The organism is Streptomyces olivochromogenes (genome assembly GCF_001514115.1).
GTDB classification, from domain to species: domain Bacteria; phylum Actinomycetota; class Actinomycetes; order Streptomycetales; family Streptomycetaceae; genus Streptomyces; species Streptomyces olivochromogenes.
This window is the reverse complement of the sequence record NZ_KQ948453.1, coordinates 229,070-253,685: the sequence shown is the minus strand read 5'-3', so window position 1 is coordinate 253,685 and position 24,616 is coordinate 229,070. Positions and strand designations below refer to the sequence as shown.

The following is a 24,616-nucleotide window of genomic DNA, read 5'->3' as shown; positions in this document are numbered from 1 at the left end:
TCCGGTGTCCTGGGACGGGAGTGACGGCCGCCGCGGGCATCAGGTGTGTGCCTGGCTCATCGTGAGCGAGTACAGGAAGTGCATCAGCGTCATCAGGACGTCCCGGCTGGAGGCCCGGCGGCGCGCGTCGCACTGCACGATCGGGATGTCCTCGGACAGGTCGAGCGCGGCGCGCAGGTCCTCGATCGGATAACTGGGCGCGTCCGGGAAGGTGTTCATGGCGACGACGAACGGCACACCGCGCTCCTCCAGACGGCCGATCACGTCGAAGCTGACTTCCAGTCGGCGGGTGTCGATCAGCACGACCGCGCCGAGCGCGCCTTCGAAGAGGCCGTTCCACAGGAACCAGAAGCGCTCCTGGCCGGGGGTGCCGAAGAGGTAGAGCACCAGCCGTTCCGTGATGCTGATACGGCCGAAGTCCATGGCGACGGTGGTCGCGGTCTTGGTCTCCGAGCCGTAGTTGTCGTCGATGCCGATCCCGGCCTGCGTCATGGTCTCCTCGGTGGTCAGCGGTTTGATCTCGCTGACGGCACCCACCATGGTCGTCTTGCCGACTCCGAACCCGCCCACGATCACGATCTTCACGGCGGCTTGCGCCGTGTGCGGCAGATGGTCCTCGGCGCGCGGGCCGGTGATCGTCTCAGAGCTTTTGAAGTCCATGCATCACCGCTTCGAGGAGGGAACGGTCGGGGAGCGCCGAGCGAACGATCGGGGCGCGTGCCTGTACCAGTTCGGCCGCCAGCAGCTCGGTGAGCAGGACGGTCACCACGCTGAACGGCAGATTGAGATAGGCCGAGAGCTCGGCCACGGACAGAGGGGCCTGGCAGAGCCGGAGCAGCGCCGACTGCTCCGGCTGGGTGGTGGGTGTCGGCGCGTCGGCGCGCGCCACGATTAAGGTGACCAGGTCCAGATCGGCCCGCTCGCCCGCCTCGCCCCCACCGGTGAGCAGATACAGGCGCCCGGGATTCTTGGGGTCCTCTTCCTCACCGTCTTCCTCACCCTCTTGGGGAGGCCGCTCCCGGGGAGGCTCGGTGAACTCTTCCTTGGGGTATCGCCGTCGGCGTTGCGGAGGAGTCATACGGTCTGCCCGTTGCGCCTCGGCGGACTGGTCAGATGGGCGCCGATCCGGGCGACGAGGTCGCTCATGCGGTTGCTCATGAGGCCGGGCTCCGCGATCTGGTTGGCGAGGACCGCGAGATAGGCGTTGGCCCCGGCCGACATCAGATAGAAGTAGCCTCCGTCGATCTCGATGAGGACCATCTTCATCGTGCCGTCGCTGCTGGGAACCTCGCTCGCGACCGCCGCGGCCAGGCTCTGCAGACCCGCGCACGCCGCGGCGACGCGGTCGGCGGCGTCCGGGTTGCCGCCGTAGCGTGCGATGCGCAGTCCGTCGGCGGAGAGCACCACGATCTGCTGGATGCCCGGTACACCGTCAGCGAGATCCCTGAGCATCCAGTCGAAGTTGTCCCGCTGATGGATCACTTGAGGTCCCCCTCGTCGTCGGCCTCCGCGGCCGGCTGGTTCTTCCTGGTGAACGCGTTGGGGTCCGGGTCACGCTTGAGGCCCTCCCAGAACGCCTCGACCCAATGCCCCGGTGGCTTCTCCTTCTCCTTCTTCTGCTCCTGCTTCGGGGTGGCGGGCGCGGTGCCCCAGGAGGGCGCCTTGGAAGCGGCCGCGGCCGCCGCCTCTTCCTCGGCGGCGATCCGGGCGGCCTCGGCGTACCGCTCCCTGAGCGGGATCTTGACCCGGCTGCGCCGCTGCGGCAGGCCGTTGGGCGTCCACTCGGTGACGAGGGGGGCGTCGTCGTCCCTGGACCCGTCGTCCTGCTCGGGGAGGCGGGGTCCGGTGGTCGGGCGGCGCTTCTTCGGCTTGCGGTCGGGCCCCTCGACCCCGTCGGTGTCCATGGTCGCGGTGGAGTTCGCGCCGATGCCGTGGGCGAGGGAGGCCGCGGGGTCCTTGGTGAGCATGTTGCTCGGCACCACGACGACCGCGCGGACACCGCCGTACGCGGACTGGCGGAGCGCGATCGCCATGTCGTACATCTTCGAGAGCCGGCCGACGACGGAGATGCCGAGCCGGGGGGCCTCGCCGAGAACCTGGAGGTCGGTGCCGGCCGCGGCCTGCCGGAGCAGTTCCTCCATCTTGCCGCGGGCCTCGTCGCTGAAGCTGACGCCGGAGTCCTCGATCTCGATGGCGACACCGGTCTGCACCTTGAGGGCGGTCAGGTGCACCTTGCTGTTCGGCGGCGAATAGCGCGTCGCGTTGTCGAGGAGTTCGGCGACCGCGTGGATGACCGGTTCGACGTGGATGCCGTTGACGTTGACGTCGGCGATCGAGTGCAGCTCGATGCGGCGGTACTCGAGAATCCGGGACATCGCGCCGCGCATCACGCTGAACAACGGCACGGGCTTGGGCCAGTTGCGGCCCGGGCGGCCACCGCCGAGCACCGCGATGGAGTCGGCGAGGCGGCCGATCAGCGCCGTGCCGTGGTCGATGCGCAGCAGGTCGTCGAAGACCTCGGGGTTGCGCCCGTGGTCCTCCTCCATCTCGCGGAGTTCCTTGTTCTGCTGGTGGACGATCGCCTGCACCCGGCGGGCGATGTTGACGAAGGAGCGGTGCGAGGAGTCCAGCAGCAGCTTCTCGGTGTCCAGCAACTGGAGGAAGGTGCTCAGCAGGTCCCGTTCCACCTCGGAGATCTGCGGCAGGCTGGGGTCGTCGACGCCGAAGCGGAGCGCCACGGTGTCGGGGTTCATACCGCGGTTCATGCGGCGGATCGCGGCGGGCAGGACTTCGTGGTGGAAGCGCACGATGTCCTGGTCGTGGGCGGCGATGCGCTGTTCCAGGTACGCGGTACGGCGGGCCAGTTCGGCGCGCACGGCACGGATGACGCGGCCACGGCGTACGGCTTCGGCGGCGACCGCGATCACCAGCAGCGTCGCGATGCCGCCGCACCAGCCGACGGCGGCCCGGGCCGGGCCCGTCACCAAGGCGACGGCGGCCCCGGTCACCGCGGCCATCAGTATGGCCGGCGGCAACAGCACGCGCGCGTAGGGAAGTTCACGGCCACCGGGAGGCGATTGAACACTCACCATGTATGCCCTCTGAGACAAATCGGCTGGGGTAGGGGGGAGTTCGTGGGGAAACTACGTGGTCAAACCGAATCTTCGGAACTTTTGGGAACAAGCGCACGATTCCATCTCAACTCGGTGCGCTGCGGGCGAGCTTAGTCCGACCGGATCATCGCCGTGTCATATTCAGCAACCGCCTGAAATCGCCCGCGCGACAGGAGTACTCTCGGCCATTTACACGCTCAGGCTTCGTTCGCACACGGCGAGTAGCGGCGTACGGGCGTGCGAAAACCGCACCTCCACAGGGCGGTACGTCAGATTCCGGCGATCCGCAGCGCCGCGTCGGCGGTTGCTTCGGCGAAGGCGGACACGGGCCGCTCGGGGTCGGACCGGTGCACGAGGATCACCCCTTCGATGAGACCGAACAACAGATCCGTCCGCAGGTCGAGTTCACTCTTGACGAGCGCGCCACCCGCCGTGGTCGCGGCCAGCAACTGCCGGTAGGTGTCCTTCAGCTCGGCCCGTACGGCATGGAAGCCGGCGAAGCGCTCGGCGCGCACCTCGGGCAGCAGATACAGCCCGCCCAGGTTGTGCGGGCCCCCGCAGAGCAGCTCCACGTCGGTGCGGCACAGCTCCCACAGCCGGTTCTCGGGCGGGGTCGCGTCGTCGGCGAGGAGCTCCCGGGCGAAGGCGAGCGAGGGTGTGACGGTCGACTCCAGGAGCTCGGCGAGCAACTCCTCCTTGCCGGAGACGTAGTGGTACATCGACGCCTGGCGCATCCCGGCGCGCTCGGCGACGGCACGGGTGGTCGTCGCGGCGTATCCGCGCGTCGTGAACAACTCGGCGGCGGCGTCGAGCAGTTCGTCCCGCGGCGACAGCCCGCTGTCCGGCCGCTGCGCAGCCCGGGGCCGCCCGACCCGTCGCCCACCACCACTTCCCATGCGTTCGATCCTCGCACACGGGACCACCCCAAGGGACGCGAGGAACCGCGCGCTCAACCACACACGACCCGCAGCTCCAAACCCACAGCACACCCCACCCACCAGGGGCGCGAGGAACTGCGCGCCCAGCCACTAACAACCCGCACCCCCGAACCCGCGGAGCGCCCCGCCCACCAGGGGCGCGAGGAACTGCGCGCCCAGCCCCACACAACCCGCACCCCCGAACCCGCGGAGCGCCCCGCCCGGTGAGGGGTCGGTAACCGTCCGGCAACACTCGGGACACGGCCCCGACCCTCCCCGCCCCTAATTTCTGTCGAGCGACAGAAATCACCCAGGAGCCGGAGGACTCGCGATGGCGACAGCGACCACTTACGGAGCCCGTGCCCACGCCCGGGCGCAAGAGGGCTCCCGCACGGAGGCCATGCCCGTCGTCCCGGCGAGCGCCTGGCCCGCACCCCCCTGCGAGGCGGGCCACCTGGTGTGGGCGGAGACGGTGGCGGCCGGCAACTACACGCACAAGGTGCTGGCCCGCGGCACGGAACTCAGGCTCACCGACCTCAGGGGCGACGCCTGCGCACACCTGCTCCTGTACGCCGCCGACCGCCCCTGGGAACGTCTGAACGTGGCGGACACGGTCAAGGTCCAGTGGAACGCCTACCTCGGCGAGGGCCAGCTGCTCCTCTCCGACCAGGGCCGCGTCCTCGCCTCCCTGGTCGCCGACACCTCGGGCCGCCACGACACGCTCTGCGGCACCTCCACCCTCGTACGCAACACCCAGCGCTACGGCGACGGAACCCCGCAGTCCGCCTCCCCCGCCGGCCGTGAACTCTTCAAGCTGGCCGCCGCCAAGAACGGCCTGGAACCCCGCGACCTGCCGCCCTCGCTCTCCTTCTTCCAGGGCGTGGAGGTCCGCGACGACGGCTCGCTGGACTTCACCGGCTCCGCGGGCCCCGGCGGCAGCGTGACGCTCCGCGCCGAACAGGACGTGACCGTGCTGATCGCGAACGTGCCGCACCCCGTCGACCCCCGTACGGAGTACGTCAGCACTCCCCTGGAGGTCCTCGCCTGGCGCGCGGCCGCGACCGCGCCCGGCGACCCGCTGTGGGAGGCCACGCCCGAGGGCCGCCGCGCCTTCCTGAACACCGCCGAGTTCCTTGCCGCGAGGGGGATCGCATGAAGACCGTGGTTTCGGCCCGGGCCGCCTGGTCCGCCGTCGTCCGCACCGGAGAGACGCTCACCGTCACCGACCTGCACGGCAACCAGGCCGTCGACTTCCTGGTGTACGACGCCCACGACACGGCCGTCCGTTACAGCGCGCCCGACACGATCCACGCGCAGGGCAACCTCTTCCTCACCACCGGAAGCGTGCTGATGTCCAACGAGCACACCCCGCTGATGACCGTGGTCGCGGACGAGGTCGGCCGGCACGACACGGTCGGCGGCGCCTGCTCCAAGGAGTCGAACACCCTGCGGTACGGCCACCACACCTGGTCCCAGCACGCCTGCGTGGACAACTTCCTCGCGGAGGGCGCCAAGTACGGCCTCGGCAAGCGCGATCTCGTCTCGAACATCAACTGGTACATGAACGTGCCGGTCGAGAAGGACGGCACCCTCGGCATCGTCGACGGCATCTCGGCCCCGGGGCTCACGCTGACCCTGCGCGCCGAGTGCGACGTCCTCGTGCTGGTCTCCAACTGCCCCCAGATCAACAACCCCTGCAACGGCTTCGAGCCGACCGCGGTGGAGATGACCATCGAGGCGAGCGGGGCGACGGGATGACCTTCGACACCCTGCTGGTCGCCAACCGCGGCGAGATCGCGGTACGGATCATCCGCACGGCTCGCGAACTCGGCCTGCGCACGGTCGCCGTGTACTCCGACGCCGACCGCTCCGCACCCCACGTCCGGCTCGCCGACGAGGCGGTACGGCTGGGGCCCGCGCCCGCGAAGGAGTCGTATCTCGACGCCGACCTCGTCCTGAAGGCGGCCAAGGACACCGGGGCCGGAGCCATCCACCCCGGGTACGGCTTCCTCTCCGAGGACGCGGCCTTCGCGCGGCGCTGCGAGGACGCCGGGATCGTGTTCGTGGGTCCGACGCCGGAGCAGCTGGAGCTGTTCGGGGCGAAGCACACGGCGCGGGCGGCGGCGGAGGCGGCCGGGGTGCCGTTGGCGCCGGGCACGGGACTTCTCCCCGGTCTCGCCGAGGCTCTGGAGGCGGCCGCCCGCATCGGCTATCCCGTCATGCTGAAGGCCACCGGCGGTGGCGGCGGCATCGGTATGTCGGCATGTCGCTCCGCCGATGAACTGACCGGGGCGTGGGAGCGGGTACAGCGCGTCGCCGCCGCCTCCTTCTCCTCCGCCGGGGTCTTCCTGGAGCGGCTGGTGGAGCACGCCCGCCATGTCGAGGTACAGGTCTTCGGCGACGGCCGGGGCCGGGTCGTCACCTTGGGCGACCGGGACTGCTCGCTCCAGCGCCGCAACCAGAAGGTGCTGGAGGAGGCCCCGGCACCGGGCCTGCCGCCCTCCGTCCGCACCCAACTGGCCACCGCCGCACGAGACTTGTGTGCCGCTGTCGGATACCGCTCGGCCGGAACCGTCGAGTTCGTCTACGACGCCGCCCGCGAGGAGGCCTACTTCCTGGAGGTCAACACCCGCCTCCAGGTGGAGCATCCGGTCACCGAGGAGATCTACGGCGTCGACCTCGTCGCCTGGATGCTGCGGCTCGCGCGCGGGGAGTCGGAGGTCGTACGCGATCCGGGAGCGCCGCGCGGTCACGCCGTCGAGGCCCGGGTGTACGCCGAGGACCCCTCGCGCGAGCACCGGCCTAGCGCGGGCCTGCTGACGCGGGTCGAGTTCCCCGGCGGCGTCCGCGTGGACGGCTGGGTGGAGACGGGCACCGAGGTGACCACGTCGTACGACCCGATGCTCGCGAAGGTCATCGCGTACGGCCGGGACCGGGCGCACGCGCTGGAACGCCTCGACGAGGCGCTGGCCAGGACCCGGGTGGACGGTATCGAGACGAACCTGGGGCTGGTGCGGGCCGCGCTCGCCGACCCGTCCTTGCGGCGGGCGACGCACTCGACGGCGACGCTGGCCCACGTCACCGATCCCACTCGGCGCATCGAGGTCGTCTCCGGCGGGACCCTCACCACGGTCCAGGACTGGCCGGGCCGCACCGGCTACTGGCAGGTGGGTGTGCCACCGTGCGGCCCGATGGACGACCTCTCCTTCCGGCTCGGCAACCGCGCCCTCGGCAACCACGAGGGGGCACCCGGTCTGGAGTGCACCCTCCAGGGGCCGACCCTGCGCTTCACCCATGCCACGACGGTGTGCGTCACGGGCGCACCGGCGCACATCACCGTGGACGGCGCGGCGATCGCGCAGTGGGAACCGGTGACGGTACCGGCGGGGGCCCTGCTGGAGGTCGGCTCCCCCACCGAGCACGGCCTGCGCACCTACGTGCTCTTCGCGGACGGGGGCCTGGACGTACCGGCGTTCCTCGGCAGCGCGTCCACGTTCACGCTGGGCCGATTCGGCGGGCACGGAGGCCGCGCCCTGCGCACGGGCGACGTACTGCACGGCGGCTCGGCGACGGATCACGGGGCGCCGGTACCGGTCGGCGACCGCCCCGGGTTCTCCTCCACCTGGCGGGTCGGCGCGCTCGAAGGCCCGCACGCCGCACCGGAGTTCTTCACCGAGGACGACATCCACGACTTCTACGCCGCCGACTGGAAGGTCCACTTCAACTCGGCGCGCACGGGCGTACGGCTGGTCGGCCCGAAGCCCCGCTGGGCGCGCACGGACGGCGGCGAGGCGGGCCTGCACCCGTCCAACATCCACGACACGCCGTACTCGGTCGGCGCCGTCGACTACACCGGCGACATGCCGGTGCTGCTCGGCCCGGACGGCCCCTCGCTCGGCGGCTTCGTCTGCCCGGCGACGGTCGTCAGCACGGAACGCTGGAAGCTCGGCCAGTTCCGTCCCGGTGACACCGTGCGCTTCGCACCGCTGGCCGACGACGGCTCCCGGCGGCCCGCGATCGTCGACGGCGGGGTGCTCGCGCGGGACGGCGACGTGACGTACCGCCGCAGTGGCGACGACAACCTCCTGGTCGAATTCGGGCCCATGCAACTGGACCTGGCGCTGCGCATGCGGGTTCACGCGCTGATGGAAGCCGTGGCCGAGGCCTCGCTCGACGGCGTCACGGACCTGACCCCCGGCATCCGCTCCCTGCAGATCCAGACGGACCCCGGCAGACTTACGCAACGCGAACTCCTCGCCACGGTGCGGGAGACGGTCCGCACGCTCCCTCCGAGCGACCAGCTGGTCGTCCCCTCCCGCACGGTGCACCTCCCGCTCTCCTGGGACGACCCCGCGACCCGCGAGGCGATCGCCCGCTACATGGCGGGCGTCCGCGACGACGCGCCCTGGTGCCCGTGGAACATCGAGTTCATCCGCCGCGTGAACGGCCTGGACTCGGTGGACGACGTGTACCGCACGGTGTTCGACGCGGAGTACCTCGTCCTGGGCCTGGGCGACGTCTACCTCGGCGCACCGGTGGCCACCCCGCTGGACCCGCGCCACCGCCTGGTGACCACCAAGTACAACCCGGCGCGCACCTGGACCGCCGAGAACTCGGTCGGCATCGGCGGCGCCTACCTGTGCGTGTACGGCATGGAGGGCCCCGGCGGCTACCAGTTCGTCGGCCGTACGACCCAGGTGTGGTCGGGGTGGCAGCAGCGCGGCGCGTTCGAGCCGGGCTCGCCCTGGCTGCTGCGCTTCTTCGACCGCATCAAGTGGTACGCCGTCGAGCCCGACGAACTCCTCGACCTGCGCGCCGACATCGTCTCGGGCCGTTTCGTGCCCCGGATCGAGGAAGGCGTCTTCTCGCTGGCCGAGTACGAGGCCTTCCTCGCCACCCACTCCGCGTCCATCGCGGAGTTCCGGGCCAGGCAGGGCGCCGCGTTCTCCGCCGAGCGGGACGCCTGGGAGGCGGCGGGCGAGTTCGACCGCGCGGACGCCGCGTCCACTCCCGCGGCGCCCGCCGCCGAGGTGACCGTCCCCCCGGGTGGCCGTCTGATCGAGGCCGAGTTCGCGGCCTCCGTGTGGCAGCTGAACGTCAAGCCGGGCGACCGGGTGACGGCCGGCCAGCCCCTGCTGGCGCTGGAGGCGATGAAGATGGAGTCCAGGGTGCCCGCCCCGATGGACGCAGTGGTCCAAGAAGTCCTCACCAAACCGGGCGCCCAGGTGGAAGCGGGCACAGCACTGGTGATCCTGACACCGGTGAGCTGAAAACACGCCCGTGGCCTGTGGGCAGGCGTTCCGCAAGGGGCGGAACGGGTGGGCACAGACCACCCACCGGCCCGCACCCGAAGAACCAGGAGCAACCCATGTCCGTCCTGACCCGAGTCCAGTCGGCCTACGCCCGCATCGAAACCGTCGACCGCCCCGAGATCTGGATCGACCTCCGCGCCCAGGCGGAGGTCGAGAAAGAGGCGCAGTCCATCGACGCCCGCCTCGCCGCAGGCGAACACCTCCCCCTCGCCGGCAAGCTCCTCGCCGTGAAGGGCAACATCGACGTGGCCGGTCTGAAGACCACCGCAGGCTGCCCGGCCTACGCGTACACCCCGGAGGGCGACGCCCCCGCGGTCGCCCGCCTCCGCGCGGCCGGCGCACTCGTCCTCGGCACCACGAACCTCGACCAGTTCGCCACCGGCCTGGTCGGCACCCGCTCCCCGCACGGCGCCGTACGAGGCGCCCTGGACCCGGCCAGGATCAGCGGCGGCTCCAGCTCGGGATCGGCCGTGGCCGTGGCCCTCGGCATCGTCGACCTCGCCCTCGGCACCGACACGGCCGGATCCGGACGCGTCCCCGCCGCCTTCAACGGCATCGTCGGCCTCAAGCCCACCCGCGGCCTGGTCCCGACCACCGGTGTCGTCCCGGCCTGCGCCTCGCTCGACTGCGTGACCGTCTTCGCCCGTACGCTCCCGGAGGCCGAGCAGGCCCTCGCGTATCTGGCGTCCCCCTCCGGACGCGAACTCCCCGCACTCCCCCAGCGGGCCCCCGGCCCCTGGCGCGTCGCCGTCCCCACGACGGCACAGCTCGGCGAACTCGACGAGGGCTGGGCCGAGGCGTACGAGGCCGCCGTGGAGCAGCTAGCCGCGGCCGGGGCCGAGCTGCGCACACTCGACCTCACCCCGTTCACCGAGGCGGCGGCGATGCTCTACGAGGGCGCGTTCGTCGCCGAGCGCTACACGGCAGTGGGGAGCTTTGTCGACAAATTGATCAGCGAGGGGGGTGCGGGTCTCGACCCGACCGTCGCCGGGATCATCACCCGCGCCCGCGACATCCCGGCCCACCGGCTCTTCGCCGACCAGGACCGGCTGGCGGCCCTGCGCACCCAGGCCCTCGCCGAACTCGGCGACGCGGACGCCCTGTTGCTGCCGACCACGCCCGGCCACCCCACGCTCGCGGAGGTCGCCGCCGACCCGCTCGGCACCAACGCCCGGCTGGGCCGCTTCACCAACTCCACGAACCTCTTCGACCTGGCGGCGGTCGCCGTCCCGGCCGGTCTCACGCCCGCCGCTCTGCCCTTCGGCGTGATGCTGATCGGCCCGGCGTTCACCGACGAACGCCTCGCCCGGATCGCCGCGCTGCTCCAGCCGGGCTTGCGGATCGCGGTGGTCGGCGCCCACCTGTCCGGCCAGCCGCTGAACCCCCAGCTCCTGTCCCTGGGCGCGGAGTGGGAACGTACGACCACGACGGCACCCGCCTACCGTCTGCACGCACTGTCCACCACCCCGCCCAAGCCGGGCCTGGTCCATGTCGGCGAGAGCGCCGGAGCCGGCATCGAGGCCGAGGTGTGGCGACTGCCCGCGGCAGGCCTCGGCCGACTGCTCGCCGACCTGCCCAGGCCGATGGCCCTGGGCCGGGTCGAACTGGCCGACGGCACTCATGTGCCCGGCTTCCTGTGCGAGCCCGCGGCGCTCGAAGGCGCTGAGGACATCACGGAGTACGGCGGCTGGCGCGGCTACCTCCGGACCCGCGTCTGACCTCACGGCCGTGGTCGGGCCGGAAGGCCGGCGAGTCACGATGCGGCAACGAGCACCGCGAAAACGGACGTGGGACGAACGTGCCCCGGGGCCGGGGCGTCACAGGCGTGGCACGAGCTTCGCGCCGCACCACTCGCCTTCCGTTCGTCAGCGCCGGCCCCCGGGGGACCCATGCAGTCCAAGACCACCCGCATCGCCCGTCTGCTCGTCACCCTCGCCCTCCTGACCGCCGGAGCCGGAGCCGTCACGGGGTGCGGCGGCGAAGAGGCCGCCGGCAACGGGGTGGAGGCCCCCGACACCGGTCAGGAACCGCAGGCGAAGAGCCGCGCCCGACAGGTCGCCGACGCCTGGGACGGGTCCGAGGCCGCTCGGCAGTGGCGCAAGGGCTACTACCCGATGGCGGACGCGGTCCAGCTGCCCGCGGGCGGCCTGCGCGACAAAGCCGACCAGCGGGCCTTCACCACCCAGAACTTCGTGTTGCGCGCCACCCTTCCGGCACTTCCGCGGGGGGACGGGAAGGTGAGGTGGACGAGCGGAGCCTCCCTCACCCTGCCGCTGGTGAAGGCGCGCGAGGCGTACGGGAGGGTGGCGCGCGGCGGGAACGACGGCCCGCACCTGACCGTGACCGGGGTGAAGCCCGGCGAGATGACCCTGGCCACCAGCCGGGGCCCGGCGACCGTCCCGGCCTGGCTGTTCACCCTGGAGGGCTACGACACTCCGCTCAAGCGCGCTGCCGTCGGCCCCTCGAAGCTTCCCGAGCCACCGATCGGACCGAGCCGGGATGTCCCCGCCGACACGCTGGTCCCGCTCGACCGACTCGTCGAGGTGGCCGGCGACGGCCGGTCCGTCACGGTCCTGGCCGACCACGGGGCCTGCGACTCCGGCCCCGCCGTGCACGTGCTGGAGACCGGGACCGACGTGGTGCTGTCCGCGTCCGTCCTCGGAGTGCGGAAAGGTCCCTGCACCGCTGAGATGATCCGCGCGAGGGTGACGGTGACGCTGACACGTCCGCTCGGCGACCGTATCCTCCTGGACGCCCACACCGGCCGCCCCGTGCCTCATGAGGGGCCGCACGCGTCCTCACCGAGCTGGAGCTGACAAGAAGGTGCGCCGCCCCCCGGCAGGGAGGCGGCGCACCACGAGCACCCGGGCCACCGGCTCGGCTCAGCCCACCGACGAGTAGGCGACCACTCCGCGCAGCAGACCGTCGACCGCCTTGCGCGCGTTCTTCGCGACCGTCGACCTCTCACCGCCGGAGACCGGTGCGGCGGCCGAGATCTGGCCCAGCACGTCGATGACCTGCTTGCACCAGCGGACGAAGTCTCCGGCCGGCATCTCCGCCTCGCGCAGCACCTCGTCGAGGCCCTTGCCGGAAGCCCACTCGTAGGCCGCCCAGGCGAAGCCGAGGTCCGGCTCGCGCTGGCCGACGCCCTCGGACTGGGTGATCCGGAAGTCCTCCTCCAGCGCGTCGAGACGACCCCAGATGCGGACCATCTCACCGAGCGCCGCCTTGGCCCTGCCGGACGGCAGCTTCGGCGCCATCGCGTCGTCACCGACCCGCGACTCGTACACCAACGCCGAGACGCAGGCCGCGAGTTCGGCCGGGTCGAGACCTTCCCAGACCCCGGCGCGCAGGCATTCGCTGGCCAGCAGGTCGAGTTCGCCGTACAGCCGGGCGAGCCGTCTGCCGTGCTCCGTGGCCTCGTCGCCGCGCAGGTAGTCCAGCTCGGTGAGGAGGGCGACGATCCGGTCGAAGGTGCGGGCGATGGTGTTCGTCCGGCCCTCGATGCGGTTCTCCAACTGCTTGGTGTCGCGCAGCAGCCGGTGGTAGCGCTCGGCCCAACGGGCGTGGTCCTCGCGGTCGTTGCACCCGTGGCAGGGGTGGGCGCGGATCGCGGTCCGCAGCCGGGCGATCTCACGGTCGTCGGCGGCCTCGGAACGGCGCTTGCGCAGCCGGTCGGGGACGATGTGCCCGGCCTTGGTGCGCAGCGCGGAGGCGAGGTCGCGCCGGGACTGCGGGGAGCGCGGGTTGAAGGTCTTCGGGATGCGCATCCGCTCCAGCGCCTCGACCGGCACCGGGAAGTCCATCGACGCCAGCCGCTTCACCTGACGCTCGGCGGTGAGGACCAGCGGGCGCGGCCCGTCGTGGTGCTCGAAGCCGCGGTGGCCGTTGGACCGGCCCGCGGGCAGCCCCGGGTCGAGGACCAGCGCCAGGCCCGCGAACTTGCCGGTCGGGACATGGATGATGTCGCCGGGCTTGAGCTTCTCCAGCGCCACGGCCGCCTCGGCGCGCCGCTGCGCCGCGCCCTGCTTGGCGAGCTCCGTCTCGCGGTCCTTGAGTTCGCGGCGCAGTCGCGCGTACTCGTCGAAGTCCCCGAGGTGGCAGGTCATGGACTCCTTGTAGCCCTCGAGACCCTCCTCGTTGCGCTGCACCTGCCGGGAGATCCCGACGACCGACTTGTCGGCCTGGAACTGCGCGAAGGACGTCTCCAGCAGCTCGCGCGAGCGGTGCCGGCCGAACTGCTCGACCAGGTTCACGGCCATGTTGTACGACGGCTTGAAGCTGGAGCGCAGCGGATAGGTGCGGGTGCCCGCGAGTCCCGCCAGGTGGTCGGGGCTGAAGCCGCGCTGCCACAGCACGACGGCGTGACCCTCGACATCGATGCCGCGCCGCCCGGCACGACCGGTGAGCTGGGTGTACTCGCCGGGTGTGATGTCGGCGTGCTGCTCGCCGTTCCACTTGACGAGCTTCTCCAACACCACCGAGCGGGCGGGCATGTTGATGCCCAGTGCCAGGGTCTCGGTCGCGAACACGGCCTTCACCAGGCCACGTACGAAGAGTTCCTCGACGACTTCCTTGAACGTGGGCAGCATGCCCGCGTGGTGGGCCGCGATGCCGCGCTCCAGGCCCTCCAGCCACTCGTAGTAGCCCAGGACGTGCAGGTCCTCGGAGGGGATGGACGCGGTGCGCTCCTCGACGATCTCGCGGACCTTCGCGCGCGCCTCCTCGTCGTTCAGCCTGAGGCCCGCGTACAGGCACTGCTGGACGGCGGCCTCGCAGGCGGCGCGGCTGAAGATGAACGTGATCGCGGGCAGCAGGCTCTCGGCGTCGAGCCGTTCGATGACCTCGGGGCGGCCCGGTGTCCAGATCCGTGAGCGCTGTCGGCGCTCGCGCTCGCGGTCGGCCTCGCGCATGGCGCGGCCGCGTCTGCGGTCCTGGAACGACGGACGGCTGGCCTCCATCCGGGCCAGGCGGGTGAGGTCGGGGTTGACCGCCTTCTTGTTGCCCTCGCCCTCCTCGAAGAGGTCGTACATCCGGCGCCCGGCCAGCACGTGCTGGAACAGCGGGACGGGCCGGTGCTCGGAGACGATCACCTCGGTGTCACCGCGCACGGTGTCCAGCCAGTCGCCGAACTCCTCCGCGTTCGACACGGTCGCCGAGAGTGACACCAGGGTCACCGACTCGGGTAGGTGGATGATCACTTCCTCCCAGACGGCGCCGCGGAAGCGGTCGGAGAGGTAGTGCACCTCGTCCATGACCACATAGCCGAGGCCGAGGAGGGTCCGGGAGCCCGCGTACAGCATGTTGCGCAGCACCTCGGTGGTCATGACGACCACCGGGGCTTCGGAGTTGACGCTGTTGTCGCCGGTGAGCAGGCCGACCTTGTCCGCGCCGTAACGGCGGCACAGATCGGCGTACTTCTGGTTCGAGAGCGCCTTGATGGGCGTGGTGTAGAAGCACTTCTTGCCCTGCTGGAGGGCGAGGTGGACGGCGAACTCGCCGACGATCGTCTTGCCCGAGCCCGTGGGCGCGGCCACGAGCACACCCTTGCCCGTCTCGAGCGCCTGGCAGGCCTCGATCTGGAAGGGGTCGAGGCCGAAGTCGTACATCTCGCGGAAGGAGGCGAGCGCGGTGGCCTGCTCGACAGCGCGCTTCCGTGCTGCCGCATACCGCTCGGCCGGTGAGAGGTCCTCTGTCATCGTGCTTTCGAGACTACCGGCAGCCACTGACAACATGACGATCAATATCCGGATCTGTTTATCTCAAACCCCGGATTCCCGCAGCTCAGGGAATTGCCACGCGCACCGCGGCGGGCACGCACTCCGCCGTGAGCGGCAGCGGCCCCAGCGGCTCCCCGTCCGCGTACGCGGTGACACCCTCCGCGAGGAGCTCGACCTTGGCGGCCCGGTGCACGGTGACGACGGGGTGGTCGAGGTGGGTGCCCCGGTAGACCCTGGGGAACACCTTGAGCAGGGTCGTACGGCTGCACTCCCCGACGACCGTGACGTCGAACAGCCCGTCCTCCAGGTCGGCGTCCGCGCAGATCCTCATCCCGCCGCCGTACGACGATCCGTTGCCGACCGCCACGAGGGTCGCCCCGATCTCCCGGACCTCGCCGCCGTCCAGGGTGATCCGGTACGGGAGGGGCCTGAGGGCGGCCAGTTCGGCGATCATGGCGAGGTCGTACTTGAAGCGGCCGACCGGCCACCGCATGCGATTGCCGCGATCGTTGACCCGGGAGTCGAAGCCGGAGGCGAGGACGGTGGCGAACCAGGTGCCGTTCACCCGGCCCAGGTCGATGTCGCGCAGCCGCGCCCCCTTGAGGGACTCGGCGATCAGCCGTCCCGCGGCCGCCGGGTCGCGCACCGGAAGTCCGAGGGCGCGGGCGAAGTCGTTCCCGGTGCCCGCGGCGACCAGGCCGAGCGGGGTGCGGGTGCCGGCGACGGCCTGGAGGGCGAGGTTCGCCATGCCGTCGCCCCCGACGGCTATCAGGGCGCCGGTGCCGCCCTCGACGGCCTCACGCGCGCGCTTGAGGGCGTCCTCGGCGTTCTCCCCGAGGACCGTACGGACGGAGAATCCCGCCGCCCGCAATGCGAAAGCGGCCGGCTGCGCCGCGTGGGCGCCCCGGCCGCGTCCCGCGGTGGGGTTGACGAAAAGGGTGATCTCGCTGGTCACGGCCCTGACCTTACGAGATCTCCGGGCTTCGTCAGGTCACGTCGTCATAACCGTTGACCCGGTCCGTGCTCGACTGCCCGGGCAGCGCGCGACTGGACGACACGCTCTCGACGTCGCCGATGTCCTCGGGCGTGAGGTCCAGGTCGGAGGCCTCGTCGTCCGCCGGACCCTCGGCCTCGCGGCGCCGCTTGCGCCGGTCGTTCATCAGCGAGAAGACGACGGCGCCGAAGTACAGGACCCAGATCGGTACCGCGAGCGCCAGCATCGTCAGCGGGTCGGTGCTCGGCGTGGCGACCGCCGCGAAGACCGTGATGCCCATGATCATGGCGCGCCACCAGCCGAGCATGCGCTTGCCGGTCAGGATGCCGGTGAGGTTGAGCATGACCAGCAGCAGCGGCAGCTCGAAGGAGAGACCGAAGACGACCACCATGCGCGTGACGAGGTCGAGCAGATCGTCCAGCGGCAGCAGGTTGTTCACGCCGTCCGGCGTGAAGTCGATCAGCACCTTCGCGGTGGTGGGCAGCACCTTGTAGGCGAAGAAGCCACCGGCGAAGAAGAGCGGAACGCCCGTCCCGACGAACGCGTACGCGTACTTCTTCTCGTTCTGGTGCAGACCGGGCGCGACGAACGCCCACAGCTGGTAGAGCCACACCGGCGAGGCGAGCGCGACGCCGGCCATCAACGAGACCTTCAACGCCAGGGTGAACGGGGCGAGCAGACCGTTGATCGTGATCTGCGCGCACTGCCCGCCCTTGGGCATCTTCGCCAGCTCGGCGAAGTCCGACGGACACCCGACCGAGTCCAGCACCGGCTTGGTGAAGAAGTTGATGATGTCGTTGTAGTAGAAGGCGGCCACGACCGTGACGATGACGATGGCCAGCATCGCCTTCGCGAGCCGGTTGCGGAGCTCACGAAGGTGGTCCGCAAGGGGCATCCGTCCCTCGGGATCCTTCTCCTTCTTGCGGGCAGACTTAGGCAACCCACGTCCTCATCTCGTGCGGCGGGCCAGAGGCGTCCGGCCCTGCGTCAGCGCTTGGTCGTGTCCGTCGGCTCGGTGACCGGGCGGGAGCTGGTCACATCGCCGGGCGCGGCCTGGATCGTGCGCTGAGCCGGGGTCTGCTCCTCGGTGCTGGGCGGACCGGCCGGGGCGGGGGTGCTGCCCTCGTCCTTCATCGCCTTGGCCTCGCTCTTCAGGATGCGCGCGGACTTACCGAGGGAGCGCGCCATGTCCGGAAGCTTCTTCGCGCCGAACAGCAGGATGATGACGACGAGGATGAGAATGATCTCGGGAGCGCCGAGCCTTCCGAACATAAGTCTTTACCTTCTCACCGAGGCGGCTGGGTCGGGGTGCTGTCCGATCGGTCGGACATGTGTCCGAACGCCGTGATGACAGCGATCGTAACGCTCAGGGGTGAACGCGGGGCAATCCCTGTGCGTACTCCCAGTTCGCGGCCCGCGCCTCGTTCTGCGGACCACGATCAGAAGCGTACCCGCCCTCACCGGCAAGTCGACAGGCTCAAACGCCTCATTGCGCATACCTCGACGGACTCATACCAGGATCCCTGGCAGGTCATACGGCATCCACAGAACGCGCGACCCCGACGGCCGCCCGCTCCAGGTCGTCGGCCGCCTGGTTGATCCGCCGCGCGGAGTCCGTCACCTGCTTTCCCAGACGTTCCGCCTCCACGAAGACACGGACAGCGAGCACGCCGAGAACGGCGATTCCAAGAAAACCCACAACAATCGCGAACATCGGCCAGAACATGAGATCGAGCCTAAGTCGTGGAGTGCAGGCGGAGTGTGCGCACCCCGCCGCCGGTGAGGAGTTCGACGATGCGCTCGCCCGCGGGCTTGCGGACGGCCGAACCGCACTCGGTGCAGGTGAAGGAGTAGAACGTGGTGCGGCTGGTGGCGCCGATGGCCAGCATCAGGGCGTTCGCCCTGAGCTCCAGAGCGGCCCGGCAGTCGGGGCAGCCGGCCTTGAACAGCACGTCGGCGACTCTCCGCATACCGGCGAACGCGGTGACGACCGTCATCTCCGCCGCGCTCACGGACTCCCCGGCCCGCTCCGCGCCGCCCGCCTTCACCGACCCGCCGGCCCTCTGCGAGGTACCGGCCCTCCCCGACGTGCCCGACATCGCCGACGTGGTCAAAGCCCCTGCTCCTGCCTGTCGTACGGTCCGTCCTGATCGCCCTCGAGCCCGTCGTACGCCGCGAGTGCCTCCCGAGCCGCCTCGCGGGCGCTGTCCGCCAGCTCCGGTGGCGACACGATCCGGCCGTCCCGGCCCAGGCGCAGCGCCAGCCGTCGCAGCGACGCGGGGTCGGGGGTCCGCAAGGTGATACGCAGCCCGCCCTCCGGCAGCTCATCCGCACTGTCGTGCGGGTAGTACTCCGCGACCCAGCGCCCGCCCGGCCCGACCTCGACGACCACCTCGGGGTCCTCGGCCGCGGGCTGCACCAGCCCCTCGGAGAGGTCCCGCAGCTCGATCTCGGGCGGCGCGGACGGCTCGTCGAGGATGCGGATCTCGGCGACCCGGTCGAGCCGGAAGGTGCGGCGCGCCTCGGAGCGGCGGCACCAGGCCTCCACGTACGTGTGCCCGACGCTGACCAGGCGGATCGGGTCGATCTCGCGCTCGGTGAGCTCGTCACGCGAGGGCGAGTAGTAGCGGATCCACAGCCGGCGCCGCTCGGAGATCGCCCGGTCGACGTCCGCGAAGACCCCGCCCTCGGACTCGAAGGTCACCGAGAGGCGGGAGCTGGCGCCCGCCGCCTCGCCCGAGGCGGCCTCCACCTTGGCGGTGGCGCGCAGCAGCGCCTGCCGGTCACCCTCGCGCAGCCCGGGCAGCGTGGAGACCGCGCGGGCGGCCACCAGCAGCGCGGTCGCCTCGTCCGCGGCGATACGGAGGGGTTCGGCGACGTCGTCGGGGTTGTGCCACCAGATGCGGTCGCCGTCGGTGTCGATGTCGAGGAGGTCACCGCCACGGAAGCTGGTCCCGCACAGCGGCAGCACGTCGAGGTCGGCGATCAGCTCGTCCTCGGTGATCCCGAAGGCCCGGGCGACATCACCGACGTGCGCCCCGGGGCGCTCGCGCAGATAGGTCACCAGGGACAGCATCCGCCGGGTCTGGTCGATCGCGTTCGTGGGCCTGGCCGGTTTTCCTGCCACGTTCTCTACGTTCCCCCTCAGCCCTTGGCCACGGCGCGCAGCCGGTCCACTACATCGGCCCGCAGCTCGGCGGGCCCCAGGACCACCACGTCTGGCCCGAACTCGACGAGCCAGGCGTCCAGGCCGTGCCCGTACGGAATCTCCAACTCGTCCCAGCCGTCGCCGAGTTCCCGTACGGAGACCGCCTTGGCCCGCAGCGGGTAGCCGGAGCCGGTGCGCAGCCGGATCAGCGCGGAGCGGTCGGCGATCTCACCCGCCCAGCTCGCCACGGTCTCCCGCACGGTGACGACGTCGGGCACCTCGGCGGTGTAGCGCCCGGCGCGGGAGCGGACCCTGCCGGTGATCCGCGACAGCCTGAAGACGCGCTCGGCGCCGCGGTCGCGGTCCCAGCCCGCCAGGTACCAGTGGCCGCGCCAGCACTCCAGCGCCCACGGCTCGACCTGCCGGGTCTCGGGGTGGGCGGCGGTGGCCTTGCGGTAGTCGAAGACGACCGGGCGGCGGTCGCGGCAGGCCAGCATCAGCGGCTCGAAGGCCGCCTCGTGCACGGGGATGTGCGGTTCGAGGGCGCCATGCGCCTCATAGGGGTCGAAGTCCTCGGGCAGCCCGGCGGCGCGCAGCTTCTGCAACGCACCGCTCGCCGCGCCGGCCAGCCGGGCCTGCTGCCAGACCTTGGCGGCGAGGCCGAGGGCGGCGGCCTCCTCGGCGTCGAGGGTGACGGGCGGCAGGCGGTTGCTGTCGCGGCGGGCGAGATAACCGACCTCGCCGTCGAGGTTCTCCACCGTCTCGATGACCAGGCCCAGCTCGCGCAGATCGTCCTTGTCGCGCTCGAACATCCGGTTGAAGGAGTCGTCCGACCCGGCTTCCAGGTAGGCCTCGATGGACTCGCGGAGTTCGCGCTTGCTGAGCGGCCGCCGCGTCCCGAGCAGACACAGCGCGAGGTTCATCAGCCGCTCGGCCTTGGCAATGGCCATCGACGCCCTTCCTATGGTGCTTCCGACCGATGACCGTACCGCTCCGGAGTGCCCCGGCAAAAGCCGAGGGCCCATGCCCGGACAGGCATGGGCCCCAGGTGATCGGCTTCGGACGAATCCCGATCACAGAGCGTACGAAGATCGGGCGGGAACCCGGCCTTCATGATGACCGGATCAAGACCCGATCCGGCTGTGGATCAGACCGCGACCAGGTCGCAGACGAAGATCAGCGTCTCGCCGGGGCCGATCCGGCCACCGGCGCCACGGTCGCCGTACGCGAGGTGCGCCGGGATGACCAGCTGGCGACGGCCGCCGACCTTCATGCCCTGCACGCCCTGGTCCCAGCCACTGATGACCTGGCCGACACCGAGCTTGAACTCCAGCGGGGTGCCGCGGTTCCAGGAGGCGTCGAACTCCTCGCCGGTGGAGAAGGCCACGCCCACGTAGTGGACCTTGACGAAGTCGCCGGCCTTGGCGACCGGGCCGTCTCCCTCCCAGATGTCCTTGATCTCGAGGTCCGCCGGGGGCTCGCCGCCCGGGAAGTCGATCTCGGGCTTCTCGATGCTCACGTCTCTAGCTCCTGCTTGTTCGCGTAAAGGCCTTAAAGCAACACCGACAGTCTCACATCCCGCAACGCGTTACATCTTGGCCAGGATGTCCACCGAGAACACCAGGGTGGAGTCCTTCTTGATGCCACTGCCGCTCGGCGGGTTGTTGCCGTAGCCCAGCGCCGGCGGAATCACGATGAGGACGCGGCTGCCCACCTTCTTGCCGGTCAGGCCCTGCGCCCAGCCCTTGACGACCTGCTGCAGCGAGAACTGCGCCAGCCGGCCGCTGCTGTACGTCGAGTCGAACTCCTTGCCGGTGTCCCAGAGCACGCCCTTGTACTGCACCAGGACACTGCTGTCCGCCTTGACCTCGTCGCCGTCGCCCTCGAGGACGTAGTTCGCCACGAGCTTCGTCGGGGCCGTCGCCTTCGGCACGTCGATGGAGGGGGCCTTGCCGTCGGTGTTGGTGCCGACCTTCGGGAGGGCGGCGTCGCTCTGCGCGACCTCCTTGCCCTGGGCGGAGCTCTGCGCGTTGAAGGTGTTCTCGATGTCGACGACGAACACCAGCGTGTCGGTGCCCTTGATGCCCGCCTGCGTGTTGCCCTGCGTGCCGTAGCCCCAGGTGGGCGGCACGGACATCTCGACGCGGCTGCCGACCTTCTTGCCCACCAGGCCATAGCGCCAGCCGTCGATGATGCCGCCCTGCGCGAGCTGGATGACCAGCGGCGTCTTACGGTCGTAGGAGTTGTCGAAGACCTTGGCGGTGTCCCAGACCTGGCCGAGGTAGTTGGCCTGGATGTAGTCGTTCTCCACGACCGTCTTGCCGCCGCCCGCGATGGCCGTCCTGACCGCCAGATCCTTCGACGGGGAGCCGCTGCCCTTGGCCACGGTCGGCTTCTCACCGAACTTCGTCCCGGCCGTGATCGCCGGCAGCGGACCGTCGACGATCTTCGGCGGCGGCGGCGCAGAGGCGGACGCGGCGGCCGACGGGGACGGGCTACTGGTGCTGGACTTGGCCTTGTCCGACTTGTCGTCACCGCATCCGGCGAGCGTGACCAGTCCGGCGGGTACGGCAATCATGAGGGAGCGTCGGCGCACGGTGAGGGCCTCGTATCGATCGATCTTGGTTGATGGCGTGCGCGCAACTCTACGACGTGAGAAGGGCGCCGTACGGAAAACGTACGGCGCCCCGCGTTGCGTTCCGTCATCACACCCGGAACTCAGCGCTCACATTCCCGCGATCAGCTTCTCCACCCGGTCGTCGACCGAACGGAACGGGTCCTTGCACAACACCGTGCGTTGTGCCTGGTCGTTGAGCTTGAGGTGGACCCAGTCGACGGTGAAATCGCGGCGCTGCTCCTGAGCGCGCCGGATGAAGTCGCCGCGCAGCCGGGCCCGAGTGGTCTGCGGCGGCACGGACTTGCCTTCGAAGATCTTCAAATCGTTGCAGATCCGGGTGGCTTGTCCCTTCCTCTCCAGCAGGTAGTACAGACCACGACGCCGGTGGATGTCGTGATATGCGAGGTCTATCTGCGCGACCCGGGGATTCGACATCGTCATGTTGTGCTTGGCCCGGTACCGCTCGATGAGCTGGTACTTCATCACCCAGTCGATTTCGGTACCGATCCGGTCGAGGTCCTCGGCCTCGATCGCGTCGAGCGTGCGGCCCCACAGTTCGAGCACCTGCTCGACCGTGCCGGTGCGGATGCCGCGGCGCTCGCAGAAGTCCACGGCCTTCTCGAAGTACTCCCGCTGCACTTCCAGCGCGGAGGCCTCCCGGCCGCTGGCCAGACGCACCTTGCGTCGGCCCGTGATGTCGTGGCTGACCTCGCGGATCGCCCGAATGGGGTTCTCCAGGGTGAGGTCGCGCATGACCGTACCGGCCTCGATCATGCGCAGCACCAGGTCGGTGGCGCCGACCTTGAGGAGCATCGTCGTCTCGGACATGTTCGAGTCACCGACGATGACGTGCAGCCGCCGGTAGCGCTCGGCGTCGGCGTGCGGTTCGTCGCGGGTGTTGATGATCGGCCGGGAGCGGGTCGTCGCCGAGCTGACGCCCTCCCAGATGTGCTCGGCGCGCTGGCTCACGCAGTACACGGCGCCGCGCGGAGTCTGCAGCACCTTGCCGGCACCGCACAGCAGCTGCCGGGTGACCAGGAAGGGAATGAGAATGTCCGCGAGCCGGGAGAACTCCCCGTGCCGGGCCACCAGATAGTTCTCGTGGCACCCGTAGGAGTTGCCCGCCGAGTCGGTGTTGTTCTTGAACAGATAGACGTCGCCCGCGATTCCTTCCTCGTGCAGGCGTCGTTCGGCGTCGACCAGGAGTCCTTCGAGAATGCGCTCGCCGGCCTTGTCGTGGGTGACGAGTTCCGTCACGTTGTCACATTCGGGTGTCGCGTATTCCGGATGTGATCCCACGTCGAGATAGAGGCGGGCACCGTTCCGCAGAAAGACATTGCTGCTGCGGCCCCATGACACGACACGGCGGAAGAGGTACCGCGCCACCTCGTCGGGAGACAGGCGGCGCTGTCCCCTGAACGTACACGTGACGCCGTACTCGTTCTCCAGCCCGAAAATGCGGCGGTCCATGACTGAACATTACGCCCGATCCCCCGAGCTGAAACGGGGTTCGACGGCACGGTTTGGATCATTTTCCGATGAGACCGCAACGACCGGACCATCCCCGGTAGCTGCGAGGACCCGCCCCGTGGCCAGCAGAACCACCAGCGCGGCGGCACCCGCGGCACCCGGCAGGGCGAAGCCCCACACCGCCCCGCCCCGCTCGACGACCGGGCCCGCGAGGCCCGTTCCGACCGAAGCGCCCACGGTGAACGTCGTCACAAGCCAGGAGAACGCCTCGGTGACGGTGCCCCTGGGCGCGTGCCGGTCGACGATGATGAAGGCGCAGGCGATGCAGGGCGCCAGGAAGACCCCGGCGAGCGCCGCGAGGGCCGTCATGGCGACCGCGCCCGGCATCAGCACGAGCGGCAGATAACACACCGCCAGAAGGGCGACCAGCACCCGCAGTCGCCGCTCGGGCGCGCCGCTCCACCGCCGCGCCCCGTACGCCGTCCCACCGACGAGGGCCCCGAGCCCCACGGCCGCCATCAGCCAGCCGTACACCGCGTCACCGCCGTGGTCGTCGGCGTACGACACCGCGGCGACCGTGATCGAGCCGAGCGCGATCCCCACGAACAGGAACGCGCCGAGCAGCGCCAGCAGCCCGGGGGAGCGCAACGCGCCCAGCCAGTGCGCCTCGCGCGGTGCCGAACGCCACGCGCGCGAGGGTGGCGAGAGGACCACGGAGAGGGCGCCCAGCACCCCGACGACATTCAGGATCAGCAGCGCCGCCCGGGCGGACCAGAGCGAGGCACACAGGGTCAGCAGCAACGGTCCGACGGTGAACATGACTTCCTGCGCCACGGCGTCCATCGCGTACGCGGTGTGCACCTGCTCCTCCCGGCGCAGCACGGACGGCCACAACGCCCGCAGCCCGCCCTCCAGGGGCGGCGTGAAGAGCCCGGCGACGACCATCGAGAGATACGCCACCGGCAGCGGGTCGGTGCCCGAGAAGGCGAAGACGCCCATCCCGAGGGCCGAGACGAGCGCGGCCGGCAACTGGACACGCGGCTGCCCGTACAGATCCACGAGCCGCCCGAGCAGCGGCTGCCCCACGGCATTGCCCACCCCGTACACGGCCGCGAGCGCACCGGCCAGGCTGTACGTCCCGCCCTCCGCCCGGACGAAGAGGACGACGGCGATGGCGGCGATGGCGTTGGGCAGCCGCCCGGTGAGCGTGCCGGCGAGCAGCCGTGCGGCGTGCCTCGCCCTGAGGATCTCCAGGTATCCCGCGGCCATGTCATGCCCTTCCGGTAACCCGTGACGCCCGATGGTCATGCACACGAGGTTTTACG

General features: G+C 70.6%; 22 protein-coding genes. 5 read left to right on the top strand and 17 right to left on the bottom strand.

The features are described 5' to 3' along the window. Positions 1-39: 39 nt before the first annotated feature. The 5 genes from AQJ27_RS10720 to AQJ27_RS10700 all read right to left on the bottom strand — a co-directional run bounded on the left by AQJ27_RS10720 (position 40) and on the right by AQJ27_RS10700 (position 4,009). The gene (locus AQJ27_RS10720) at positions 40-660 is read right to left on the bottom strand and encodes a GTP-binding protein (protein WP_054231186.1); all 621 of its coding nucleotides are present in this window, start codon (positions 658-660) and stop codon (positions 40-42) included. Further along, the gene (locus AQJ27_RS10715; protein WP_054231185.1) at positions 641-1,078 is read right to left on the bottom strand and encodes a DUF742 domain-containing protein; all 438 of its coding nucleotides are present in this window, start codon (positions 1,076-1,078) and stop codon (positions 641-643) included. Before AQJ27_RS10715 ends, AQJ27_RS10720 begins: the two co-directional genes overlap by 20 nt. After that, entirely contained in the window at positions 1,075-1,482 is a 408-nt protein-coding gene (locus AQJ27_RS10710) for a roadblock/LC7 domain-containing protein (RefSeq protein ID WP_054231184.1), read from the bottom strand. The genes AQJ27_RS10715 and AQJ27_RS10710 overlap by 4 nt, the downstream gene beginning before the upstream one ends. Further along, on the bottom strand, positions 1,479-3,092 hold the full coding sequence (locus AQJ27_RS10705) for an ATP-binding protein (RefSeq protein ID WP_067365414.1): 1,614 nt from the start codon (positions 3,090-3,092) through the stop codon (positions 1,479-1,481). Before AQJ27_RS10705 ends, AQJ27_RS10710 begins: the two co-directional genes overlap by 4 nt. Before the next feature lie 290 nt (positions 3,093-3,382). Further along, positions 3,383-4,009, bottom strand: a complete 627-nt coding sequence (locus AQJ27_RS10700; protein WP_060899895.1) for a TetR/AcrR family transcriptional regulator — start codon at positions 4,007-4,009, stop codon at positions 3,383-3,385. A 352-nt stretch (positions 4,010-4,361) separates the two neighbouring features. On the opposite strand from AQJ27_RS10700, the gene AQJ27_RS10695 reads away from it, so the two are divergent. The 5 genes from AQJ27_RS10695 to AQJ27_RS10675 all read left to right on the top strand — a co-directional run bounded on the left by AQJ27_RS10695 (position 4,362) and on the right by AQJ27_RS10675 (position 12,158). After that, positions 4,362-5,186 carry an urea amidolyase associated protein UAAP1 gene (locus AQJ27_RS10695; RefSeq protein ID WP_067365410.1) on the top strand — a complete coding sequence of 275 codons (825 nt, stop codon included), beginning with the start codon at positions 4,362-4,364 and terminating at the stop codon, positions 5,184-5,186. Further along, entirely contained in the window at positions 5,183-5,788 is a 606-nt protein-coding gene (locus tag AQJ27_RS10690) for an urea amidolyase associated protein UAAP2 (protein WP_067365407.1), read from the top strand. The genes AQJ27_RS10695 and AQJ27_RS10690 overlap by 4 nt, the downstream gene beginning before the upstream one ends. Continuing rightward, positions 5,785-9,300: a 5-oxoprolinase/urea amidolyase family protein gene (locus AQJ27_RS10685; RefSeq protein ID WP_067365404.1), complete on the top strand. Its 3,516-nt coding sequence runs from the start codon at positions 5,785-5,787 to the stop codon at positions 9,298-9,300. The genes AQJ27_RS10690 and AQJ27_RS10685 overlap by 4 nt, the downstream gene beginning before the upstream one ends. Before the next feature lie 98 nt (positions 9,301-9,398). Continuing rightward, complete coding sequence (gene atzF, locus AQJ27_RS10680; RefSeq protein ID WP_067365400.1) at positions 9,399-11,060, top strand: allophanate hydrolase; 1,662 nt, start codon at positions 9,399-9,401, stop codon at positions 11,058-11,060. 171 nt (positions 11,061-11,231) lie between these two features. Beyond that, positions 11,232-12,158 carry a hypothetical protein gene (locus AQJ27_RS10675; protein ID WP_067365397.1) on the top strand — a complete coding sequence of 309 codons (927 nt, stop codon included), beginning with the start codon at positions 11,232-11,234 and terminating at the stop codon, positions 12,156-12,158. Positions 12,159-12,224: 66 nt separating this feature from the next. Here AQJ27_RS10675 and AQJ27_RS10670 read toward each other — a convergent pair whose 3' ends face one another. The 12 genes from AQJ27_RS10670 to AQJ27_RS10615 all read right to left on the bottom strand — a co-directional run bounded on the left by AQJ27_RS10670 (position 12,225) and on the right by AQJ27_RS10615 (position 24,560). Further along, the gene (locus AQJ27_RS10670; protein ID WP_067365394.1) at positions 12,225-15,086 is read right to left on the bottom strand and encodes a DEAD/DEAH box helicase; all 2,862 of its coding nucleotides are present in this window, start codon (positions 15,084-15,086) and stop codon (positions 12,225-12,227) included. Positions 15,087-15,126: 40 nt separating this feature from the next. Beyond that, positions 15,127-16,017 carry a diacylglycerol kinase gene (locus tag AQJ27_RS10665; RefSeq protein WP_067365391.1) on the bottom strand — a complete coding sequence of 297 codons (891 nt, stop codon included), beginning with the start codon at positions 16,015-16,017 and terminating at the stop codon, positions 15,127-15,129. Between the two features lie 31 nt (positions 16,018-16,048). Continuing rightward, positions 16,049-16,996 (bottom strand): twin-arginine translocase subunit TatC, encoded by a 948-nt coding sequence (tatC, locus tag AQJ27_RS10660; protein WP_079064901.1) that lies wholly within the window; start codon positions 16,994-16,996, stop codon positions 16,049-16,051. A gap of 47 nt (positions 16,997-17,043) precedes the next feature. Continuing rightward, positions 17,044-17,328, bottom strand: coding sequence for a Sec-independent protein translocase subunit TatA (gene tatA, locus AQJ27_RS10655; RefSeq protein ID WP_067365377.1), 285 nt, complete (start codon positions 17,326-17,328; stop codon positions 17,044-17,046). Positions 17,329-17,587: 259 nt separating this feature from the next. Then, positions 17,588-17,782, bottom strand: coding sequence for a hypothetical protein (locus AQJ27_RS10650; RefSeq protein WP_067365373.1), 195 nt, complete (start codon positions 17,780-17,782; stop codon positions 17,588-17,590). 10 nt (positions 17,783-17,792) lie between these two features. After that, positions 17,793-18,170: a hypothetical protein gene (locus AQJ27_RS10645; protein WP_425275201.1), complete on the bottom strand. Its 378-nt coding sequence runs from the start codon at positions 18,168-18,170 to the stop codon at positions 17,793-17,795. After that, on the bottom strand, positions 18,167-19,183 hold the full coding sequence (locus AQJ27_RS10640; RefSeq protein ID WP_067365369.1) for a helix-turn-helix transcriptional regulator: 1,017 nt from the start codon (positions 19,181-19,183) through the stop codon (positions 18,167-18,169). The genes AQJ27_RS10645 and AQJ27_RS10640 overlap by 4 nt, the downstream gene beginning before the upstream one ends. A gap of 17 nt (positions 19,184-19,200) precedes the next feature. Beyond that, entirely contained in the window at positions 19,201-20,154 is a 954-nt protein-coding gene (locus tag AQJ27_RS10635) for a helix-turn-helix transcriptional regulator (protein ID WP_067365366.1), read from the bottom strand. Between the two features lie 197 nt (positions 20,155-20,351). Next, complete coding sequence (locus tag AQJ27_RS10630; RefSeq protein WP_067365363.1) at positions 20,352-20,723, bottom strand: FKBP-type peptidyl-prolyl cis-trans isomerase; 372 nt, start codon at positions 20,721-20,723, stop codon at positions 20,352-20,354. Between the two features lie 69 nt (positions 20,724-20,792). Next, the gene (locus AQJ27_RS10625) at positions 20,793-21,800 is read right to left on the bottom strand and encodes an FKBP-type peptidyl-prolyl cis-trans isomerase (protein WP_067365360.1); all 1,008 of its coding nucleotides are present in this window, start codon (positions 21,798-21,800) and stop codon (positions 20,793-20,795) included. Positions 21,801-21,929: 129 nt separating this feature from the next. Continuing rightward, positions 21,930-23,291: a Pup--protein ligase gene (gene pafA / locus AQJ27_RS10620; RefSeq protein WP_067365357.1), complete on the bottom strand. Its 1,362-nt coding sequence runs from the start codon at positions 23,289-23,291 to the stop codon at positions 21,930-21,932. A 9-nt stretch (positions 23,292-23,300) separates the two neighbouring features. Beyond that, positions 23,301-24,560, bottom strand: a complete 1,260-nt coding sequence (locus AQJ27_RS10615) for an MFS transporter (protein ID WP_067365354.1) — start codon at positions 24,558-24,560, stop codon at positions 23,301-23,303. Between the last annotated feature and the right edge of the window lie 56 nt (positions 24,561-24,616).

What these genes read in the sequence shown, in the direction of transcription:
- AQJ27_RS10615 (WP_067365354.1), bottom strand. Translation starts at nt 24,560, where the DNA reads ATGGCCGCGGGATACCTGGAGATCCTCAGGGCGAGGCACGCCGCACGG.
- AQJ27_RS10635 (WP_067365366.1), bottom strand. Translation starts at nt 20,154, where the DNA reads ATGGCCATTGCCAAGGCCGAGCGGCTGATGAACCTCGCGCTGTGTCTG.
- AQJ27_RS10700 (WP_060899895.1), bottom strand. Translation starts at nt 4,009, where the DNA reads ATGGGAAGTGGTGGTGGGCGACGGGTCGGGCGGCCCCGGGCTGCGCAG.
- AQJ27_RS10685 (WP_067365404.1), top strand. Translation starts at nt 5,785, where the DNA reads ATGACCTTCGACACCCTGCTGGTCGCCAACCGCGGCGAGATCGCGGTA.
- tatA (WP_067365377.1), bottom strand. Translation starts at nt 17,328, where the DNA reads ATGTTCGGAAGGCTCGGCGCTCCCGAGATCATTCTCATCCTCGTCGTC.
- atzF (WP_067365400.1), top strand. Translation starts at nt 9,399, where the DNA reads ATGTCCGTCCTGACCCGAGTCCAGTCGGCCTACGCCCGCATCGAAACC.
- AQJ27_RS10690 (WP_067365407.1), top strand. Translation starts at nt 5,183, where the DNA reads ATGAAGACCGTGGTTTCGGCCCGGGCCGCCTGGTCCGCCGTCGTCCGC.
- pafA (WP_067365357.1), bottom strand. Translation starts at nt 23,291, where the DNA reads ATGGACCGCCGCATTTTCGGGCTGGAGAACGAGTACGGCGTCACGTGT.
- AQJ27_RS10675 (WP_067365397.1), top strand. Translation starts at nt 11,232, where the DNA reads ATGCAGTCCAAGACCACCCGCATCGCCCGTCTGCTCGTCACCCTCGCC.
- AQJ27_RS10720 (WP_054231186.1), bottom strand. Translation starts at nt 660, where the DNA reads ATGGACTTCAAAAGCTCTGAGACGATCACCGGCCCGCGCGCCGAGGAC.
- AQJ27_RS10715 (WP_054231185.1), bottom strand. Translation starts at nt 1,078, where the DNA reads ATGACTCCTCCGCAACGCCGACGGCGATACCCCAAGGAAGAGTTCACC.
- AQJ27_RS10695 (WP_067365410.1), top strand. Translation starts at nt 4,362, where the DNA reads ATGGCGACAGCGACCACTTACGGAGCCCGTGCCCACGCCCGGGCGCAA.
- AQJ27_RS10650 (WP_067365373.1), bottom strand. Translation starts at nt 17,782, where the DNA reads ATGTTCTGGCCGATGTTCGCGATTGTTGTGGGTTTTCTTGGAATCGCC.
- AQJ27_RS10705 (WP_067365414.1), bottom strand. Translation starts at nt 3,092, where the DNA reads ATGGTGAGTGTTCAATCGCCTCCCGGTGGCCGTGAACTTCCCTACGCG.